The organism is Mycetocola sp. Y171, from assembly GCF_056713165.1.
In genome coordinates, this window is the sequence record NZ_JBWYGX010000002.1 from 1,061,206 (window position 1) to 1,078,818 (window position 17,613).

19 protein-coding genes are annotated in these 17,613 nt (G+C 66.1%); 5 read left to right on the plus strand and 14 right to left on the minus strand.

Translation table 11 applies throughout. The features are described 5' to 3' along the window. Positions 1–23: 23 nt before the first annotated feature. Genes AC1M2K_RS14755 through AC1M2K_RS14765 form a run of 3 tightly spaced genes read right to left on the minus strand, consistent with a single transcriptional unit; the run spans position 24 to position 2,304 of the window. Positions 24–812: a glycerophosphodiester phosphodiesterase family protein gene (locus AC1M2K_RS14755; protein ID WP_480241524.1), complete on the minus strand. Its 789-nt coding sequence runs from the start codon at positions 810–812 to the stop codon at positions 24–26. A gap of 3 nt (positions 813–815) precedes the next feature. Further along, on the minus strand, positions 816–1,835 hold the full coding sequence (locus AC1M2K_RS14760) for an SPFH domain-containing protein (protein WP_480241525.1): 1,020 nt from the start codon (positions 1,833–1,835) through the stop codon (positions 816–818). Positions 1,836–1,848: 13 nt separating this feature from the next. Further along, positions 1,849–2,304, minus strand: a complete 456-nt coding sequence (locus tag AC1M2K_RS14765) for an NfeD family protein (protein WP_480236405.1) — start codon at positions 2,302–2,304, stop codon at positions 1,849–1,851. A gap of 145 nt (positions 2,305–2,449) precedes the next feature. Between AC1M2K_RS14765 and AC1M2K_RS14770 the strand changes: the two genes are divergently transcribed. Then, positions 2,450–3,211, plus strand: a complete 762-nt coding sequence (locus tag AC1M2K_RS14770) for an SDR family oxidoreductase (protein WP_480241526.1) — start codon at positions 2,450–2,452, stop codon at positions 3,209–3,211. A 368-nt stretch (positions 3,212–3,579) separates the two neighbouring features. Here AC1M2K_RS14770 and AC1M2K_RS14775 read toward each other — a convergent pair whose 3' ends face one another. Next, the gene (locus AC1M2K_RS14775; RefSeq protein WP_480241527.1) at positions 3,580–3,930 is read right to left on the minus strand and encodes a helix-turn-helix transcriptional regulator; all 351 of its coding nucleotides are present in this window, start codon (positions 3,928–3,930) and stop codon (positions 3,580–3,582) included. An 84-nt stretch (positions 3,931–4,014) separates the two neighbouring features. Here AC1M2K_RS14775 and AC1M2K_RS14780 point away from each other — a divergent pair, with 84 nt between their 5' ends. The 3 genes from AC1M2K_RS14780 (at position 4,015) to AC1M2K_RS14790 (ending at position 6,675) form a co-directional block, all read left to right on the plus strand. Beyond that, on the plus strand, positions 4,015–4,179 hold the full coding sequence (locus AC1M2K_RS14780; RefSeq protein WP_480241528.1) for a hypothetical protein: 165 nt from the start codon (positions 4,015–4,017) through the stop codon (positions 4,177–4,179). Positions 4,180–4,387: 208 nt separating this feature from the next. Beyond that, complete coding sequence (locus tag AC1M2K_RS14785; protein ID WP_480236401.1) at positions 4,388–5,020, plus strand: TetR/AcrR family transcriptional regulator; 633 nt, start codon at positions 4,388–4,390, stop codon at positions 5,018–5,020. Next, a complete protein-coding gene (locus AC1M2K_RS14790; RefSeq protein ID WP_480241529.1) occupies positions 5,017–6,675 on the plus strand; it encodes an MDR family MFS transporter in 1,659 nt (552 codons plus the stop codon). The genes AC1M2K_RS14785 and AC1M2K_RS14790 overlap by 4 nt, the downstream gene beginning before the upstream one ends. A gap of 80 nt (positions 6,676–6,755) precedes the next feature. Here AC1M2K_RS14790 and AC1M2K_RS14795 read toward each other — a convergent pair whose 3' ends face one another. From AC1M2K_RS14795 to trpD, 10 genes are all read right to left on the minus strand, one after another. Continuing rightward, positions 6,756–8,357 (minus strand): MFS transporter, encoded by a 1,602-nt coding sequence (locus tag AC1M2K_RS14795; protein WP_480241530.1) that lies wholly within the window; start codon positions 8,355–8,357, stop codon positions 6,756–6,758. A 133-nt stretch (positions 8,358–8,490) separates the two neighbouring features. Then, positions 8,491–9,432, minus strand: a complete 942-nt coding sequence (locus AC1M2K_RS14800; RefSeq protein ID WP_480241531.1) for a formylglycine-generating enzyme family protein — start codon at positions 9,430–9,432, stop codon at positions 8,491–8,493. 11 nt (positions 9,433–9,443) lie between these two features. After that, positions 9,444–10,985 carry an arylsulfatase gene (locus AC1M2K_RS14805; protein WP_480241532.1) on the minus strand — a complete coding sequence of 514 codons (1,542 nt, stop codon included), beginning with the start codon at positions 10,983–10,985 and terminating at the stop codon, positions 9,444–9,446. A 142-nt stretch (positions 10,986–11,127) separates the two neighbouring features. Further along, positions 11,128–11,445: a 4a-hydroxytetrahydrobiopterin dehydratase gene (locus AC1M2K_RS14810; RefSeq protein WP_480241533.1), complete on the minus strand. Its 318-nt coding sequence runs from the start codon at positions 11,443–11,445 to the stop codon at positions 11,128–11,130. Then, the gene (locus AC1M2K_RS14815; RefSeq protein WP_480241534.1) at positions 11,442–11,756 is read right to left on the minus strand and encodes a hypothetical protein; all 315 of its coding nucleotides are present in this window, start codon (positions 11,754–11,756) and stop codon (positions 11,442–11,444) included. Before AC1M2K_RS14815 ends, AC1M2K_RS14810 begins: the two co-directional genes overlap by 4 nt. A 52-nt stretch (positions 11,757–11,808) precedes the next feature. After that, on the minus strand, positions 11,809–13,137 hold the full coding sequence (locus tag AC1M2K_RS14820; protein WP_480241535.1) for a C40 family peptidase: 1,329 nt from the start codon (positions 13,135–13,137) through the stop codon (positions 11,809–11,811). Positions 13,138–13,331: 194 nt separating this feature from the next. After that, positions 13,332–14,009 carry a dihydroxyacetone kinase phosphoryl donor subunit DhaM gene (dhaM, locus tag AC1M2K_RS14825; RefSeq protein WP_480241536.1) on the minus strand — a complete coding sequence of 226 codons (678 nt, stop codon included), beginning with the start codon at positions 14,007–14,009 and terminating at the stop codon, positions 13,332–13,334. After that, positions 14,006–14,653: a dihydroxyacetone kinase subunit DhaL gene (dhaL, locus tag AC1M2K_RS14830; protein WP_480241537.1), complete on the minus strand. Its 648-nt coding sequence runs from the start codon at positions 14,651–14,653 to the stop codon at positions 14,006–14,008. The genes dhaM and dhaL overlap by 4 nt, the downstream gene beginning before the upstream one ends. 32 nt (positions 14,654–14,685) lie before the next feature. After that, positions 14,686–15,684 carry a dihydroxyacetone kinase subunit DhaK gene (gene dhaK, locus AC1M2K_RS14835; protein ID WP_480241538.1) on the minus strand — a complete coding sequence of 333 codons (999 nt, stop codon included), beginning with the start codon at positions 15,682–15,684 and terminating at the stop codon, positions 14,686–14,688. Between the two features lie 93 nt (positions 15,685–15,777). Further along, on the minus strand, positions 15,778–16,836 hold the full coding sequence (gene trpD, locus AC1M2K_RS14840) for an anthranilate phosphoribosyltransferase (protein WP_480241539.1): 1,059 nt from the start codon (positions 16,834–16,836) through the stop codon (positions 15,778–15,780). A gap of 142 nt (positions 16,837–16,978) precedes the next feature. On the opposite strand from trpD, the gene ctaE reads away from it, so the two are divergent. Further along, positions 16,979–17,608, plus strand: a complete 630-nt coding sequence (gene ctaE, locus AC1M2K_RS14845; RefSeq protein ID WP_480236389.1) for an aa3-type cytochrome oxidase subunit III — start codon at positions 16,979–16,981, stop codon at positions 17,606–17,608. Positions 17,609–17,613 lie beyond the last annotated feature (5 nt).

The following is a 17,613-nucleotide window of genomic DNA, read 5'->3' on the forward strand; positions in this document are numbered from 1 at the left end:
CGTCGTCAGGGGCTTTCTCCCAGCTAACGCCCAGACTTGGTCCCTGGCCGTCTCGCCGCCACGAGGGGGAGGGCAAGGTCGGCACGATCGGTGATGATCCCGTCGACTCCGAGGTCGAGCAACCGGCTCATGTCCGCGGGGGAGTTCACGGTCCAGACGTGGACCTCGACCCCGGCGCGGTGGAACGTTCGAACCGTCCGGGCCGTCACCAGTCTCAGGTTGCGGTGCCGTTCGGGGATCTGCACGCTCGAGATGTCGCCCAGTGCCGAACGGACGAGCGCCGCCGAACCCAGCCGCGCGCCCAGAAATGCACGACTGAAGCGCTCCGACGACGCCGACGTGGCGACACCGGGAAGTGACGCGGTGGCGCGTGCGCGTCGTGCTTCGTCGAACGAGGTGATGAGCACCCGGTCGGTCGCCCGCTCCGCCCGGATCGCGTGCGACACCGGGCCTGCCGCCTGTTCGGACTTCACATCGATGTTGAACCGGATGTCAGGGAACGTGACGAGCGCACCGGCCAGAGTCGGCACATGGTGGCCGAGGCCCAGGTCGAGCTGTCGCAGCTGGCTCAGGGTGAGGTTGCGCACGGCGTGCGTGACCCCGTCGACGACGATCTCCGGATCATGCACGAGAACGGCGACCCCGTCGGCTGTTGCGTGGGCATCCGTCTCGAGATACACCGCGCCGGCATCCACCGCTGCCTGGAAAGCGGCGATCGTGTTCTCGGGCACGTTCGTTGCGAGCCCTCTGTGCGCGAAGACGCGCGGCCCCGGCGGATCGAAATACACCGAGGCCGTGCGTTCGACGTCCATGGCCTACTCGGAGGCCGGGGGAGTGGGCGGGATCGGGGGAGCGGCCGATGGCGGCGCTGCCGGCGGGAAGATGCTCGACGGCACGTCAGGGGTGGGTGCGGCCGGGGGAGCGTACGGCCGGTCGTCTCCCTTTCCTGGGACGAACGCCTTGCCGAGCCCCTTGAGCGCTTCGGTGAGTTCGGACGGGATGATCCAGAGCTTGTTCGCCGATCCGTCTGCGAGCTTCGGCAGCGTCTGCAAGTACTGGTACGCCAGCAGCTTCGGGTCAGGGTCCCCACGGTGGATGGCGTCGAAGACGGTTGTGATCGCCTCGGCCTCACCCTGCGCACGAAGCACGGCGGCCCTCGCATCACCTTCGGCGCTGAGGATCGCGGCCTGCCGCGCACCCTCAGCCGTGAGGATCGCGGACTGCTTGGTTCCCTCAGCGGTGAGGATCAACGCACGGCGATCACGCTCGGCGCGCATCTGCTTCTCCATCGAGTCCTGGATGGAGAGGGGCGGGTCGATGGCCTTGAGCTCGACACGCCCGACGCGGATGCCCCACTTGCCTGTCGCCTCGTCGAGGACGACGCGCAGCTGCCCGTTGATGTTGTCACGGCTCGTGAGAGCTTCTTCGAGGTTGAGCCCACCGACGACGTTACGGAGCGTCGTCGTGGTGAGCTGCTCCACTGCGCCGAGGTAGTTGGCGATCTCGTATGTGGCAGCGCGCGCATCCGTCACCTGGAAGTAGACGACGGTGTCGATGGAGACGACGAGGTTGTCCTCGGTGATCACCGGCTGCGGCGGGAAGGACACCACCTGTTCGCGCATGTCGATCAGGGGACGGAGCCGGTCGATGAACGGGACGAGGATGTTCAGCCCCGGCTGCAGTGTCTTGTGATACCTGCCCAGGCGTTCGACGACGCCGGCCGAGGCCTGCGGGATGATCCGGATGGCCCTGAACAGCACCACAACGATGAAGATGACGATGACGATCGCAATGATCCATCCGATGGTGGTTCCCACGAATTCAGCAGGAGTCATGGCGGGTTTCCTCTCAGTTCGGCACGACCACCGCGGTCGCTCCTTCGATGGCGAGCACGCGCACCGCGGTCCCGGGTTCCAGGCTTGTTGCGGGGGAGTCGGTGGGAACGACGGCGGTCCACAGCTCGCCGTTCGAGAGCTTGACCTGGCCGCCGTGACCTGAGACGGTCTGAACGACGAGGCCGCGGGCTCCGAGCAGGGCGTCGACGTTGCTCTTGGCCGGGTCTTCGCCCTTGCGGAGGGCACGGAGCAGCGGCGGACGGACGAGCAGCAGGAGCACAACGGATGCCGCGGCGCCGATGAGGAACTGCGCCCACCAGGGGACACCGAAGAGGCCGGAGACCAGGCCGACAAAGCTGCCGATGGCCAGCATGAGGAAGGTGAACTCGAGAGTGAGCATCTCGATGGTGACGAAGAGCAGGATCAGGACCAGCCAGATCACCCATGAGTACTGAACGATCCAGTCCATGTCACGCCCCTTCCAGCCGCCACCCGTGGGGCCAGTGTTACTCCTGAATCTATCAGGTGGGCGGTCGGCGCCGTGGAGTTCTTGATAGTCTCGGAGGCTGGGATTGCCGCCGTCGCCGCAACGCCACCGTCTCGAAGGAGTTACCGTGTCCAACCCTCTCGCCGCAGGTTCGCTCACCGGCAAGAACGTCCTCGTCACCGGATCGTCACGCGGGATCGGCGCAGACACCGTGCGCTACTTCGCCGAGGCGGGCGCGAATGTCGTCATCAACTTCCGTAACAAGGAAGCGCGGGCGATCAAGCTCGCCGACCAGATCCGCGCGCTCGGGGGCACCGCCATCACGGTCGGAGCCGACCTGACCGACCCGGCATCCGTCCAGGCGATGTTCGACACTGTCGCGGAGCAGTATGGTCACCTCGACGTGCTCGTCCTCAACGCGTCTGGCGGCATGGAGAGCGGCATGGCCGCCGACTACGCCATGCAGCTCAACCGTGACGCCCAGGTCAACGTGCTCGATTCCGCCCTGGGGCTGCTTCACGACGGCTCCCGTGTGGTCTTCGTCACGAGCCACCAGGCCCACTTCATCCGCACGACGTCCACGATGCCCGAATACGAGCCGGTCGCCCTGTCGAAGCGCGCGGGAGAGGACGCCCTCCGCGCGCGCATCCCTGAACTGGCCGAGAAGGGAATCGAGTTCGTCGTCGTCTCGGGCGACATGATCGAGGGAACCATCACGGCGACACTGCTCGAGCGCGCGAACCCCGGCGCCATCAGCGCGCGCAAGGATGCCGCAGGCAAGCTCTACAACGTCGGGGAGTTCGCTGCCGAGGTGGCCGCCGCAGCAGTGGAGCCGGTTCCGGCCGAGAACACCCGCTACGTCGGAGATACCGCCGACTTCGGCGGGTAGCCGGAGCCTGTCAGCGGAGGAGACTCGCCACACGAATTATGTCAAGTAAATCGTGTGGCGGCTCGTTGCGCGGAGGGGCTGCGCTCACGCGAGTGAAACGGCTTTCGCGCGGACGTCTAATCACCCGCGCGACGCCGGACGACCCGCGCCACGACCGCGTCGGCCAGCACGACGAAGACTGACCGCCTGGTCGTTCGGTCGTTGCGATTTCCTGCCGGGATGCGACCGGCGCGAGACAGTCTGCAGAAGGGGCGACGCGGCGGAGCCCTGAGGAACCCGCCACTTCCGGTTTTGTGCCGATAATGCACATTATGTCAACAAAGCGATTCGAGGGGTAGTCCCCGTGCGAAACGACACCTCCCCGCCGATCAGGCCAGGGAGCCATCCTCGCTCTGCTCGTCGAAGAAGATCTCATCGATCCTCTGCCCGAACAGCCGCGCGAGGCGGAAGGCCACAGGAAGGCTCGGGTCGAATTTGCCCGTCTCGATCGCGTTGATCGTCTGCCGGGAAACGCCGACGCGCTGCGCCACGTCCGCCTGCGTCCACGAGTGCTCCGACCGGAGGGATGCGATGGCGTTCCTCATCGGTACCGGATCTTCCCGACGACGAAGGCGACCATGAAGACGACACCCATGAAGGCTGGAAGAACCGCGGCGTCCACCTCGATGGAAACAAGGCCGGCGGCCTCTGCGGCGACGTAGCCGAATCCGGCGACCCATCCCACCCCCAGGGTGACCGCGAGAGCATCCTGCACGATCTTGCGCTGTAGATCGTCGAGCGCCCGGAGAAAACGAGTGAACGCGATGATCCAGCCGATCCCGACGGCCAGGTTCAGAAGCACTGCCGCCCACGTCACCGACGGCAAGTCCCCCCAGATCTCAGGGCCGAATCGGGCGAGAGCCAGGCTCGCAGCCCAGGCGACAGTCCAGGCCACCAGTCCCCCTGTTGCCCTCATCTCGGCCCGATAGCCACTGGTGTCCTGCGATGCCGTCATGGTGCAACCTTCCGCTGCGTGTCAAGTACACTTGACACGATAGGCGAAGCTCGCGGCTGATGTCAAGCGTACTTGACACACACCCCCCTTTTCGCATCCCGTTCCGCCGCTCTCCCTCACGCTCGGCTGTCGCTCCTGCGCACAATTTGCACAATCACATACAAAGTGCAATAGTGCACTCTATGAATGAAAGTGCAACCGAGAACCGGGCCGCTCTGCGCAAGCAGGCGACCGCCTCCCTTGTCACGACACTCTGCAGGCGCCTCACGGCTGAACGCGGCCTCAATGGGTTCACGATCGAAGAGGTCTGTGCCGAGGTCGGCATCTCCCGCCGCACATTCTTCAACTACTTCCCATCGAAAGAAGATGCCGTCCTCGGCGTCGACGAGACCGAAGACATGGCGAAGTTCACCGAAGACTTCCGGTCGCGGGGGTCCAGGGGCTGGGCCGCGGTCGTGGACGACCTGATCGACTTCGCGGTCGAGCACATCGGCTCGGCCGGACACGATGCGACGGAGCACATCGCCTTCATGAAGGTCCTCGAACGCGAACCGAGGCTGCTGGCCCGGTTCATCGGAGCGGGGCGGGAACGCGAAGCCGGCCTCGTCGCGCTCGTCGCCGAACGGGAGGGCGTTCCCGCGGACGACCCGCACGCTCGCGCCGCGATCGACATCGTCGCAACAGTCATGCGTTCGACGGCTGACCGGATCTCGGATCCCCGCGTGGCCGAAGACTTCGGCGCAGCACTCACCGACTCACTTTCCGCCATCCGCGCGGTCCTCACTCCCCCACTCCCCCGAAAGGCCCACCAGTGACATCCACAGCAGAAGCGCCGCTTCTCCTCACCAAACGCAGAATCTGGATCATCTTCGCCGCGCTCATCGCGGGCATGCTGCTCTCGAGCCTCGATCAGACCATCGTCTCGACCGCAATGCCGACGATCGTCGGGCAGCTCGGCGGTGTCGAGCACCAGGTCTGGCTGACCACCGCCTACCTGTTGGCCACGACGATCGTCATGCCTGTCTACGGCAAGTTCGGTGACGTGCTCGGACGGCGCAACCTCTTCCTCATCGCGATCGCCTTGTTCACGATCGCATCGGTCGGTTGTGCGTTCGCGGGTGACTTCACCCAGCTCATCGTCTGGCGCGCCGTCCAGGGCCTCGGTGGCGGCGGGCTGATGATCCTCTCGCAGGCGATCATCGCCGACATCGTGCCCGCCTCCGAGCGAGGCAAGTACCTCGGACCCCTCGGCGCCGTCTTCGGACTCTCCGCCGTCGGCGGCCCGCTCCTCGGCGGTTTCTTCGTCGACCACATGACCTGGCAGTGGGCGTTCTACATCAACATCCCCGTCGGGATCGCCGCGTTCGCCGTTGCATGGTTCACGCTGAAACTGCCGAACAAGAAGGCGACTGCACCGATCGACATCCTGGGTGTCATCTTCCTCTCGGCGTTCACCACCTGCCTCATCTTCTTCACCGACTTCGGTGGCGACTCCGACCACGGCTGGGACGCGATCGAGACCTGGCTGTTCGGCATCGGAATGGTTGTCTCGGCACTCATCTTCGTTCTCGTCGAGGCCAGGGCGAAGGACCCGATCATCCCCTTGTCGCTCTTCAAGAACCCGATCTTCGTCAACGCTACGGCCATCGGCCTCACGCTCGGGCTGGGGATGTTCGCTGCCATCGGCTTCGTTCCGACCTTCCTCCAGATGTCCTCTGGGACGTCTGCTGCGGCATCCGGTCTGCTCATGCTCCCGATGATGGTCGGCCTGATCGGAACCTCGATCGGTTCCGGTGTGGCCATCACCCGCACGGGCAAGTACAAGATCTTCCCGATCCTGGGCACGCTCATCACCGGTGCAGCCATGGTCGCGATGACGACGTTGACCGCCGACACACCGATCTGGCTCATCTGCATCTACCTGTTCGTCTTCGGCGCAGGCCTCGGACTCATCATGCAGGTCGTCGTCCTGGTCACCCAGAACTCCGTCGACGCCTCGATGATCGGAACAGCGACGAGCACGAACAACTACTTCCGTGAAGTAGGTGCATCCCTCGGCGTGGCCGTCTTCGGAACGATCTTCACCACCAGGCTCACCGACAACCTCACCGACGTCTTCGCCGGGGCAGGGGCGAGCGCCTCCGACGCGGCGAACGCCACGGCGACACTCGATCCGCAGACGCTCAGCCAGCTGCCGGATGCCCTGCGCGACGGTGTCGTGACGGCATACGCGGATGCCCTCGCGCCGGTCTTCTGGTACCTCCTCCCCTTCATCGGGCTGGCGTTCCTTCTGTCGCTGTTCCTCAAGCAGATCAAGCTCTCCGATGTCGCGGGTCTCGTTGCCCGCGGTGAGGCCATCGGCGGTGAGGAAGCCGAAGAGCTCGAGGCGGCCCAGCTCGCGGATGCCCGGAGGCCGGCAGCAGACGCCGCCGACACCAAGGAGCGCGAGAACACGCCCTCCCGGTCGTAACCACCGGTCACCGAACAGAGACGGCATGGCGCGAAATCGCCATGCCGTCTCTGTTCGTGCGGCGAAACGCCCTCAGCGCCTCAACCGATGAGCATCCCTGCTCCGTCCCCCGCCGGCTTCGGATCGGGGATCCTCAACATCCTGGTCGACAGGAACAAGCCGACCAGCCCGGCGACGATCGGGATCAGGAGCGCGATCTGGAGTGCGATGGCACGGGCGTCCGTGTTGATCCGGATGATTTCGTCCTGGATCTCCTCAGGCTGACCGGCGAGTTGCTCCTCGAGCTGAGTGGTGCTGAGGATCTGAGCATCCCTGTCGAGGGCCTCTGCGACCTGCTGCTGCTCGCTCGCCGGGAGAACGGCGCTCGACTCGGCCATGGTGCTGAAGACCGGCGCGAGGGCCGCGAGCATGATGGCCCCTGCGAACGCCAGTCCGAACGAGAGCCCGAATGAGCCGGCAGCGGAATTGACCCCGGCGGCCTCGCTGACACGCTCATCCGAGACCGGCGACAACGTGTAGTTGTTGAGCTGGGAGACGAGGAGTCCGACACCGGCCCCGGCGATGACGAGCGGCACGACCATCCACCATCCGCTGTCTGCGCGCGGGATGATCGGGATGAGGATCACCAGGCCGACAACGAGGAGCGCGAAACCCCACAGGACGAGGATGGCCGGTCTGCGTCTTCCTACCCGTTTTCCTGCGAGCATCGCTACCCCGAACATGGTCAGCGACAACGGCGCGATCGACAGGCCGGCGAGCATCGCGTTGTACTCGAGCACCATCTGGAGGTAGAGCGGCAGCACGATCATCGTGCCGCCGAGCGCGATCTGCTGGAGCATCTGCTGCGAGATCCCGAACCGGAACGTCTTCACGCGGAAGAGCTCCGGATCCAGAAGCGTCGCCTTTTCGCGTCGTTTGCGTCTGACCAGCCAGAGAACGAGACCGGCGAGGGCTATGGCGCCCACCCCGATCAGGAGGGCGACGCGGTCCCCGCCTTCCTGCCAGACCAGGATGCCGAGGACGATGCCGCCCATTCCGACGACGGAGAGGACAGCGCCGACGAAGTCGATCTCCCTGCTCCCCGTGTACGGCACGTCGTGCACGAGTTTGATCCCGGAGAGGACGATGGCGATGATGACGGCTTCGAGCAGGAAGGCGACACGCCACGACAGGAACGTCGTGATGAAGCCGCCGATAAGTGGACCGACAGCGGCCGCGATCGCCGCGGATGCGCCGACGAGCGCGTAGACGCGTTGCTGGTGTGCGCCCTGGAAATTTCCGTGGATGAGCGACTGCATCGATGGCAGGAGGAGGGATGCTCCAAGTCCGCCGATGACGGCCCAGAAGATGATGATCGGGAGGATGGACTGAGCGAGGGTCATGGCCAGGGCCCCCACTGCGTAGCCGAGCAGCCCGATCACGTATGCGCGTTTGCGCCCGATGAGGTCGCCCACCTTGCTGCCGATGAGGATGAACGCCGCGGAGACCAGCGCCTCGAGGGCGATCGCGGACTGCACATCGCTCACGGCGACACCGATCTCCTCCACGACGGCCGAGATCGACACGTTCATGATGGATGTGTCGACCACGAGCACGAACATCGCCATCGCGAGCAGGAGGGCGAGACGGCCGTTGAACGGGGGCGCTTCGACCTCGCTGCCCTTCGCCTCACCGTTGGGCATCTCGGCCCCTTCCGCTCGGAATTCCCGGCCACGCTCCTCGCAGAGGCACGGAACGTCTGGTTGCCGTCATTCTTCGCGTGGGAGACCGACCGGGCATCCCCCGCTCCGGGTGATCACAAGCCGCGGATGCGATTCAGCTGGCGCACCTGAACCCGACGTGACTCATGCCGGTGTCGACCATCTGCGGGCGCCTGGCGCCGGGGCGATAGCGCATGCAGTAACTGTCGGCGCAGAGGAACGATCCGCCCTTCACGACCTTCCTGGGCACGGGGAACTGCTCGGCAGGATCGATGCTGGCCTCCCTGCTCCCTCCCCTGGGGTTCTCGGGAGCGCAACAGCCGTGCCCGGCTTCGTACCCCCGGTACCAGTCCGACGTCCACTCCCAGACGTTGCCAGACATGTCAAACAGCCCGTAGCCGTTGGCGGGAAACGAACCCACTGGGGCCGTCGACCCGTAGCCGGGGTTAGCTCGCCAGGGGAACTCGCCGTGCCAGTAGTTGGCGCGAGGCTGATCGGGCGGCTCGGGCTCGTCGCCCCACGTGTACCGCGCTCCGTCCAGCCCGCCTCGCGCTGCGAACTCCCATTCGGCCTCCGTTGGCAGGCGGCTCTTTGCCCACTCCGCATACTCCTCGGCATCCTGGTAGGCGATGTGCACGACAGGATGCTCCGCACGGTTCCCGATCGTCGACCCCGGCCCGAACGGGCGCCGCCAGTTCGCCCCAGGTGTCCACGCCCACCACTGACTCAGGTGTCGCAGGTCGACTGGTCCAGGGGTACCGGTGAACACCATCGACCCCGGCACGAGGTTCTCGGCAGGAGCACCGGGGAAATCGGCGGGGTCGAGAGGTCGTTCGGCGACGGTCCGGTACCTGGTGGCCGTCACGAACGCGGCGTACTCCCGGTTCGTGACGGCGGTCGGGCTGATCCGGAATCCGCCGACCCGTACACGATGGGCGGGTGCCTCCTCCGGGTAGAGCCCGTCGGTGCCCATGGTGAATTCGCCGCCATCGAGCCAAATGAAGTCGGCGGATGCGCGAGAGTGGTTCGTCATCGATGATTCGGTGAGTGACGCCATCCGCTGTTCCGTCAGTCCCCACCGGCGAGCATGGTCTCCAGCTTCTCCACCGCCTGGTCGATGCTGAAGCTGGCGGCGCGTTGACGCGGGGGGAATTCCACGAACGTCACGAGGAACTTCGTCATGATCGATTGTCCTGCGTAGACCAGGTAGGCGTTGTTGAGAAGCCAGTCGTAATAGGTGTTCGACGTGATGTCGGCGCGCTCGAACGGATCCGTCCGCAGGTTGAACACTTTCGGAATTCTCAGCGGGACGAACGGATCCGCCCACACGGCCAGGGTGCCGGCCGTGCGCTGCTCCATGAACACCATCTTCCAGTTGTCGAAGCGCAGTGCGACGACGTCTCCGTCGTCGGAGAAGTACACCAGTCCCTTGCGCGGGCTCTCGTCCACCTCGCCTGTCAGGAACGGGAGAAGGTTGTAGCCGTCGATGTGTACCTTGAACGTCGTGTCGCCGATCGTCTTCGACTCCTTGAGTTCATCGACGACGCTCGTGTCTCCGGCGGCGGCGAGGAACGTCGGCAACCAGTCGTGGTGCTGGATGATCTCGTTCGATACGACACCGGCCGGGATGCGGCCGGGCCAGCGAACCATCTCCGGGACGCGGAATGCACCCTCCCAGTTGGTGTTCTTCTCACTCCGGAACGGTGTCATGCCTGCATCAGGCCAGCTGTTCATGTGCGGGCCGTTGTCCGTGGAGTAGATGACGATGGTGTCATCGGCGATGCCGAGTTCATCGAGCTGATCGAGCAGGTCGCCCACGAGGTTGTCGTGATCGATCATCGTGTCGTGGTACTCGGACTGCCACCGCCCCGCCTGTCCGACGCTCTCCGGTTTCGGGTGCGTCCTGAAGTGCATGTGCGTGGTGTTCATCCAGACGAAGAACGGCGTGTCTGCGTCGTGGGCACGCCCGATGAAGTCCTGGGCTGCCGAGGCGAAGTCGTCGTCGATCGTCTCCATCCGCTTCTTCGTCAGCGGGCCGGTGTCTTCGATCCTCTGCTTCCCCCGCCTGCCGAAACGGCCGTCGACCGTGTCGTCGTCCTCCTCGGTGGCCCAGGAGTGAATCACTCCTCGCGGTCGGGATCGCTCGTTGAACTCCGGAAACTCCGTTGGGCTCGGCCAGTTCGCCGATTCGGGTTCTTCCTCGGCGTTGAGGTGGTAGAGGTTGCCGAAGAACTCATCGAAACCGTGGACGGTCGGCAGGAACTCGTTCTTGTCTCCGAGGTGGTTCTTACCGAACTGCCCCGTCGCGTAGCCGTGAGGCTTCAGCAGTTGGGCGATGGTCGGATCCTCGGCCCGCAGGCCGATGTCCGCGCCGGGGATCCCCACCTTGCTCAGCCCGGTCCGAAACACGCTCTGGCCGGTGATGAACGAGGACCGGCCTGCCGTGCAGCTCTGTTCGCCGTACGAGTCGGTGAAACGCATCCCCTCTTCGGCGATCCTGTCGATATTCGGCGTCCGGTAGCCCATCAGACCGTCGCTGTAGCAACTGAGGTTGGTGATGCCGATGTCATCGCCCCAGATCACGAGAATGTTCGGTTTGCCGTTCGGCATCGTGGCCCTCCTGAGTTCCGCCCGCGCCGGAGTGGCGCTAGAGCACTCGTTTCGTCCTATTCTTCGAGTCGGAGGAAGGCCAGGTATCCCCCGATCCGGGTGATCGCGACCCGTCGCCCGTCGGCGGCCCGGTCGCGCGCCTTCAACCGGCCGGGGACGAGTCCGCGACGACGGCACCGGCCGCCGCGGTGATCCTGCGGGCGAGTTCGAGATCACGCTGTGTCACTCCACCCGCGTCGTGTGAAGACAGTCGCACCCCGACGACTCCGTAGCTGAGCGTCAGGTCGGGGTGATGGTTGAGTTCCTCAGCAGCCTCGGCGATGGCGGCGACGAGACGGGCGCCGGTGGCGAAGTCGCCCGTACGGAAGGAGGCGGTGAGTTCCGCGCCTTCGTGCCGGAAACCGCTCCCCCGCAGTGCCTCGGCCGTTTCACCAGGTGTGAGCGTCTGGGTGCCGCTCATCGCCCCTTCTTCGCCGGCCGCGGGCCGTGCAACGGCATCCCGAGTTCGTCGAGGGGCGAGTGATCGTTGAACTCCAGGTTGTGGTCGATCGGCGCAGGACATTCGAGAATGGCGTTGCGCGCAGAGTGATCGATGCGATGCTCCGCCATCGGATGCCCGCAGACCGGGCAGGTGGACACCGGCGCCCTGCCGTCGTCGGCGTACGGCCCGACCGGGGGCGGGCCGAAGACGGGTGTCAGTTTGCGGTCGACCCACGCAGCCGACCGGACCAGCCGGCCGTCCGTGGTCTCCGTGTTCTTGATCCGGACCATGGGATCATGGTACTCCCGATTTGACGAATTCTCAGGAACCTGCTACCGGCCGCTATCCGGTGGGCCGGCCGGCGTACGGGACAAGGCGGAGAGTGCGCAGCGGAGTGATCTGCACCTGCTTGCCGCGCTGCGGCGCCTCGACCATCATGCCTCCGCCGATGTACATCGTCGTGTGATACATCTGCTGGCTGTCCGTCGTCGAACCCTGGGCGTAAAACAGCAGGTCGCCCGCACGCAGTCCGCCGCTGACCGGGGCGAGGCGACCACGATCGCGAAGGTAGCGGTACTGGGCTCCGACCGTGTGCGCGCCGATGGTGACTCCTGCCTGCCGGTAGGCGATCATCGTGAGGCCCGAGCAGTCCCACACGTTCGGGCCCTCGCCGGCGAACCGGTACCAGTCTCCGACCTGCGCTGTGGCGAACGCCACGGCGCTTCGTGCTGCCGCTGTGCCCGCGAGTGGCGCTCCCCCGCCGTTCCCTGGTACGGGTGGCTTCGGTGTCGGGCTGGGAGCCGGGGCCGGCGCTGGGGCTGGGGCTGGGGCTGGGGCTGGGGCCGGTTGCGGAGTCTGCGGGGCTGCCGGTGTCGACGGTTCGGCCGGTGCAGACGGTGTCGCCGGCGGCGCGGTCTCGTCGCGGTCCGCCAGTGCGGCGACTCCGGCGAGGTAGGCTTCCTCGATCGACAGGGACGCGTCGGTGAGGAACGCGAGCTGGGCGTACAGCTCGCCCTCGTGCTCCTGCTGCTCCGCGAGGCGCGCGTCGGCGGCGTCCGCCGCCGCGTCGGCATCGGCCAGTCGGGATTCGGCCTCTGCCGCGGCGTCCTCGAGCACGGTGGCGGCGGCATCCGCCTGCGCGCTCAACGAGGTCACCGAGTTCGCGGCCTGCTCGGCGTCGTCGACGAGGTGCGCTGAGCGGGACGTGAGCTTCGACACGGCGCTGAGACGGTAGAGCGCGTTGTCTGCGTTCGTGGAGTCGACGAGCAGCGCCGCCGAGACGTCGGCGTTCCCGTTCCTGCCCATCCGCGCGAAGAGCGAGCCGAGCTGTCTGGACGCGGCAGCGGCCTCCGCCGTCGCCTCCGAGAGTTCAGAAGCGAGACGGTCGGCGGCGTCCTGCGCCCTGGCCTCGGTGTCCCTGGCAACCTGGTAGGTCTCCGCGGCCTTCTGCGCGGTGATGGTCGCTTCTGCTGCCGCCGATTCGAGGGACGCGATCAGGTCGGTGACGGCGGTGATCTGCACTTCGGCGGCGGCGGCATCGCTCCGTGCTGCCTGCAGGTCTTCCCAGGTCGGATAGCTGGGGGCAGCGGATGCCGGGGAAGCCGCCAGGAGGGAACCTGCAGCGAGAAGGAGCGCCAGTCCGGCCGCGATCGATCGTCGTCTGACCCTCATGGATTGTGCCCCCTCTGTGACGCCAGGCCAGAACCGCCCGGCGATGCAGCACTCCCCCAGATCACGACTCACCGGGTCGCTTCTCCGCGCATTGCTGCGAGATGAGGTAAGAGCACCGTCGGCTAACCTAACAGAACCGCGTCACACGCGCACCACTGGCAACTCCAGTCACACACGACCGGAGGCGTGTGCGCTCAGTCCTCGCCGAACCCCGAGGCGACCAGGTCGGCCAGAGCGTCGACGGCAGGCCGGCCGTCCGGGTCCTCCGTGGCGATCTCCGCATCGCGTCCGCGAACGAGGCCGAGGGCCATGATCGCGAGCAGGCTCTTCGCGTCCTTGCCGTTGACGGTGACCCGTGAGGTGAACGTGCCTGCGAGCTTGACGAAATCGGCGGCAGGGCGCGCATGAAGCCCGTCTCGGTTGATCACGGTGACGACGCGGGAGTATCCGGAAGGCGCTCGGTCCTCTTGCTGCGCGACGGAGGACTCAGGCCTCTCGAACGCCGTTCTGGCCGCTGCAGCGACACCGCCTCTGTCCTGCCCGGTCTGTGCGGCGACGGCGGCGGCGACTCCGCCTTCGACGAGCGGTGCATCGATGATGGCCACTCGGGAGCGCACCCCGTCATCGAGGAAGTCGAGAGCGGTCTCGGCCGTAAGGATGGCCGACCCCAGATCGCAGAGGATGACGACACCGTCTCCGGTGTCCGCCTGACCGATCGCCGCGGTCACGAGATCGAAGCTGGTCCCGATCCCGCCGTCGTCCGTGCCGCCTGCCGCGACGAGGGCGACGTCAGGGGCCATCTGCCCGGCGAGGTCGACCAGGCCATCGGCGATCTTCGAACTGTGCGAGACGAAGACGAGGCCGACCGTCATGGCGCCGACACGCCTGCGGCGCGATCGGCCGCCGCCCGCAGCAGCAGGGCTGTCGACTGGGCTCCCGGGTCCCTGTGCCCGATGGCGCGCTCCCCCAGGTAGCTCGCGCGTCCCTTGCGGGCGACCAGCGGCTCCGTCGCCTCTGCCCCGGACTCCGCCGCCGCCGCCGCCGCCTCGAGCACGCCGACCTCCGATGCGCCGTCAGCGACGGCCGCTTCCGCGGCATCGACCGCGGGCGTCCAGGCATCGATCATCGTCTTGTCGCCCGGCTCCGCCTTGCCTCTGAGGACGATCCCGTCGCGCGCGGCGCCGAGGAGCGACGCGATCGCAGCCGCATCGAGGTCGGTCTTCCCTGCGACCGCGCCAGCGGCTTTGAGGTATGCCGTCCCGTAGAGAGGGCCGGCCGCTCCACCGACCGTCGAGATCAACGTCGTCGCGACGAGCTTGAGCACGTCCGCGGGGATCGCGTCGGCGGGGAGGTCGTCGAGCTTGGCGAGCACAGCGGAAAAACCTCTGTCCATGTTCTCGCCGTGGTCGCCGTCTCCGATGTCCCGGTCCAGAGTGATCAGCTCCACCCGGTGTTCGGCGATGACGGCGGCGCTCGACCGCACCCATTCGGTGACCCACTCGGTGCCCAGGCTCATCGGGTGTCCTCTCGTTGCGTCGCGATCACGGGTCAGCGGCCCCAGCGGAGTGCTGCGGTCTGGACGGGCGCGTCCCACAGCTCGGTCAGCTCATCGTCCAGTTTGAGCACCGAGATCGACATCCCCTGCATCTCCAGCGACGTCGTGTAGTTGCCGACGAGGGAGCGGGTGACCTCGATACCGCGGGCGGCGAGGACTTCTGCTGCGTGCCTGTAGACGATGTACAGCTCAACCTGCGGTGTCCCGCCCATCCCGTTCACGAGGAGCAGGACCTTGTCGCCTGAGGCGAACGGGATGTCGTCGAGGATAGGACCGAGAAGGCGGTCGACGATCGCGTCGGCCGGCTGGAGTTTGACCTTCTCGCGCCCCGGCTCACCGTGGATGCCGATGCCGATCTCGATCTCGTCGTCTTCAAGGATGAAGCTCGGCTCGCCGGCGTGAGGGACCACGCACGGGGTGAGCGCGACGCCCATCGATCTGACCTGACCGATCACCTTCTCGGCGACGGCGGTCACCTCATCGAGTGAGTCACCACGCTGGGCCGAGGCACCGGCGATCTTCTCGACGAGGACCGTCCCCGCCACTCCCCTGCGGCCGGCGGTGTAGAGCGAGTCCTGGACGGCGACGTCGTCGTTGACGATGACACTCCGAACCTCGATCCCATCGGCACCGGCGAGGTCGGCAGCTGTCTCGAAGTTGAGCACGTCGCCGGTGTAGTTCTTGACGATGTGCAGCACGCCCTTGCCTCCGTCCACCGCGGTGGTTGCGGCGACGATGGGGTCAGGAGTCGGCGAGGTGAACACGGCGCCGGGGACCGCGGCGTCGAGCATGCCGTAGCCGACGAACCCGCCGTGGAGTGGCTCGTGCCCGCTTCCGCCGCCCGAGACGATTCCGACCTTGCCCGACGGGGCATCCGCCCTGACCAGGTAAATCGGATCCGTCGAGGCGCGAACGATGTCCGCGTGCGCTAACGCGAATCCTTCGACCGCTTCGGTGACGACGTTCTTCGGGTCGTTGATGAGCTTCTTCATTGAACTCTCCTGCTTGTGCGCGAACCGGGGATTGGTGCCGGCTGGGGCAGCCTGCACTCAACCTAGCCGTCTGCGACCTGCGCGCGGAAGGGGTCAGCGGGCCGCCTGTGTCGCTGCCACCCACTCGTCGAGCTTCGCCGACGCGCGGCCGGAGTCAATCGACTCCCTGGCCACCTCGAGCTGTTCGGCGAACCGCTCAAGGATGCCCACCTGCATCTGGGCGGGGTCCTCAGCGAGCCGGTACGCGACGAGGCCTGCTGCGGCGTTCAGCAGCACGATGTCACGCACAGGACCCTGCTCGCCATCGAGCACCCGGCGAACGACCCCGGCGTTGTGCTGCGGGTCCCCGCCGATGAGGTCGCTCATCCTCGACCTGGGGATGCCGAGGTCGCGCGGGTCGAGGTCGTGCTCGGTGACGAGTCCCCTGCTGATCTCCCAGATGTGGGAGTGCCCCGTCGTGGTGAGCTCGTCGAGGCCGTCGTCGCCGCGGAAGACGAGTGCTGTCGCGCCCCGCGTCTGGAAGACCCCGACGAAGAGGGGAACCCTGTCGAGCTGCGCGACGCCCACCGCGGAGGCTTCCGGGCGGGCAGGGTTGCAGAGCGGGCCGAGGTAGTTGAACACCGTCGGTACCCCGAGTTCGGCCCTCACCGGCGCCGCGTGGCGGAATCCGGGGTGGAAAGCGGAGGCGAAAGCGAACGTGATCCCTGTTTCGGTCAGGGCGGATGCGACGGCATCCGGCGACAGGGTCAGGTCGATGCCGAGGGCAGACAGCACATCACTCGCTCCTGACGTCGAGCTGACGGCGCGGTTGCCGTGCTTGATCACAGGAACCCCCGTTGCCGCGACGACGACGCAGGCCATGGTCGAGACGTTCACCGTGCCGAATCGGTCTCCCCCTGTTCCCACGATGTCGAGGGCCATCGAGTCGACCGGAAGATGCACGGATTTTTCGAGGATCGCGTCGCGGAATCCGACGATTTCGTTGACGGATTCACCCTTCGCCCTGAGCGCGACGAGGAACCCGGCGATCTGCGCTGAGGTGGCCTCCCCGCTGATGACCTGCTCCATCGCCCAGGTGGCTTCGGCGACGCTGAGGTCGGTGCCACCCAGCAGTTCGGTGAGGATGTATGGCCAGCTCGGGGAATCAGACATAGCTCAAATGGTATCGACAGCGGACAGTTGGGCGAATTCCCGGTCGACTCCCGGCCAGAACTAAGGCTCGCCTAACTAAAGACTCGGGCCTGAGGGGCCCCGATTGCGAAAAAGCTGCCGGGATATCGGCCATAATGGAAGGGTGACGAGCACTTCATTGAACTATGCGGCGAGAGCCCCGAAGATCAACAGGCCAAACACTGTCGCCGTGGGCACCATCGTGTGGCTCGGCAGCGAGGTCATGTTCTTCGCGGGCCTGTTTGCGATCTATTTCACCCTCCGTTCCGTGGCACCGGACCTGTGGGCCAGCGAGACCGCTTTGCTGAACATTCCGTTCTCGACGGTCAACACGATCATCCTCGTGGCGTCCTCGTTCACCTGCCAGTTCGGCGTGTTCGCGGCGGAGCGGATGCAGCCGCGCTCCATCGGCTGGAAGCCAAGCGAGTGGGGCATGGTCGAGTGGTTCTTCCTCACCTATGCCCTCGGCGCGATCTTCGTCGCCGGCCAGATCTTCGAGTACGCGACCCTCGTCAGCGAGGGCGTGTCGCTCTCCTCCAACGCCTACGGTTCCGCGTTCTACTTCACCACCGGTTTCCACGGTCTTCACGTGACGGGCGGCCTCATCGCCTTCCTCCTCGTGATCGGCCGTTCGTACGCCGTCAAGGCTTTCGGCCACAAGGAAGCGACAAGCGCGATCGTCGTCTCCTACTACTGGCACTTCGTCGATGTCGTCTGGATCGGTCTCTTCTTCGTCATCTACATACTGAAATAGCAACC

Coding starts and splice junctions, on each gene's coding strand:
- dhaM (WP_480241536.1), bottom strand. CDS start 14,009: ATGACGGTCGGCCTCGTCTTCGTCTCGCACAGTTCGAAGATCGCCGAT.
- AC1M2K_RS14780 (WP_480241528.1), top strand. CDS start 4,015: ATGATCCAGCCGATCCCGACGGCCAGGTTCAGAAGCACTGCCGCCCAC.
- AC1M2K_RS14765 (WP_480236405.1), bottom strand. CDS start 2,304: ATGGACTGGATCGTTCAGTACTCATGGGTGATCTGGCTGGTCCTGATC.
- AC1M2K_RS14785 (WP_480236401.1), top strand. CDS start 4,388: ATGAATGAAAGTGCAACCGAGAACCGGGCCGCTCTGCGCAAGCAGGCG.
- AC1M2K_RS14815 (WP_480241534.1), bottom strand. CDS start 11,756: ATGGTCCGGATCAAGAACACGGAGACCACGGACGGCCGGCTGGTCCGG.
- AC1M2K_RS14810 (WP_480241533.1), bottom strand. CDS start 11,445: ATGAGCGGCACCCAGACGCTCACACCTGGTGAAACGGCCGAGGCACTG.
- dhaK (WP_480241538.1), bottom strand. CDS start 15,684: ATGAAGAAGCTCATCAACGACCCGAAGAACGTCGTCACCGAAGCGGTC.
- trpD (WP_480241539.1), bottom strand. CDS start 16,836: ATGTCTGATTCCCCGAGCTGGCCATACATCCTCACCGAACTGCTGGGT.
- AC1M2K_RS14755 (WP_480241524.1), bottom strand. CDS start 812: ATGGACGTCGAACGCACGGCCTCGGTGTATTTCGATCCGCCGGGGCCG.
- AC1M2K_RS14775 (WP_480241527.1), bottom strand. CDS start 3,930: ATGGGTCGCCGGATTCGGCTACGTCGCCGCAGAGGCCGCCGGCCTTGT.
- AC1M2K_RS14760 (WP_480241525.1), bottom strand. CDS start 1,835: ATGACTCCTGCTGAATTCGTGGGAACCACCATCGGATGGATCATTGCG.
- AC1M2K_RS14795 (WP_480241530.1), bottom strand. CDS start 8,357: ATGCCCAACGGTGAGGCGAAGGGCAGCGAGGTCGAAGCGCCCCCGTTC.
- dhaL (WP_480241537.1), bottom strand. CDS start 14,653: ATGAGCCTGGGCACCGAGTGGGTCACCGAATGGGTGCGGTCGAGCGCC.
- AC1M2K_RS14800 (WP_480241531.1), bottom strand. CDS start 9,432: ATGGCGTCACTCACCGAATCATCGATGACGAACCACTCTCGCGCATCC.
- AC1M2K_RS14820 (WP_480241535.1), bottom strand. CDS start 13,137: ATGAGGGTCAGACGACGATCGATCGCGGCCGGACTGGCGCTCCTTCTC.
- AC1M2K_RS14805 (WP_480241532.1), bottom strand. CDS start 10,985: ATGCCGAACGGCAAACCGAACATTCTCGTGATCTGGGGCGATGACATC.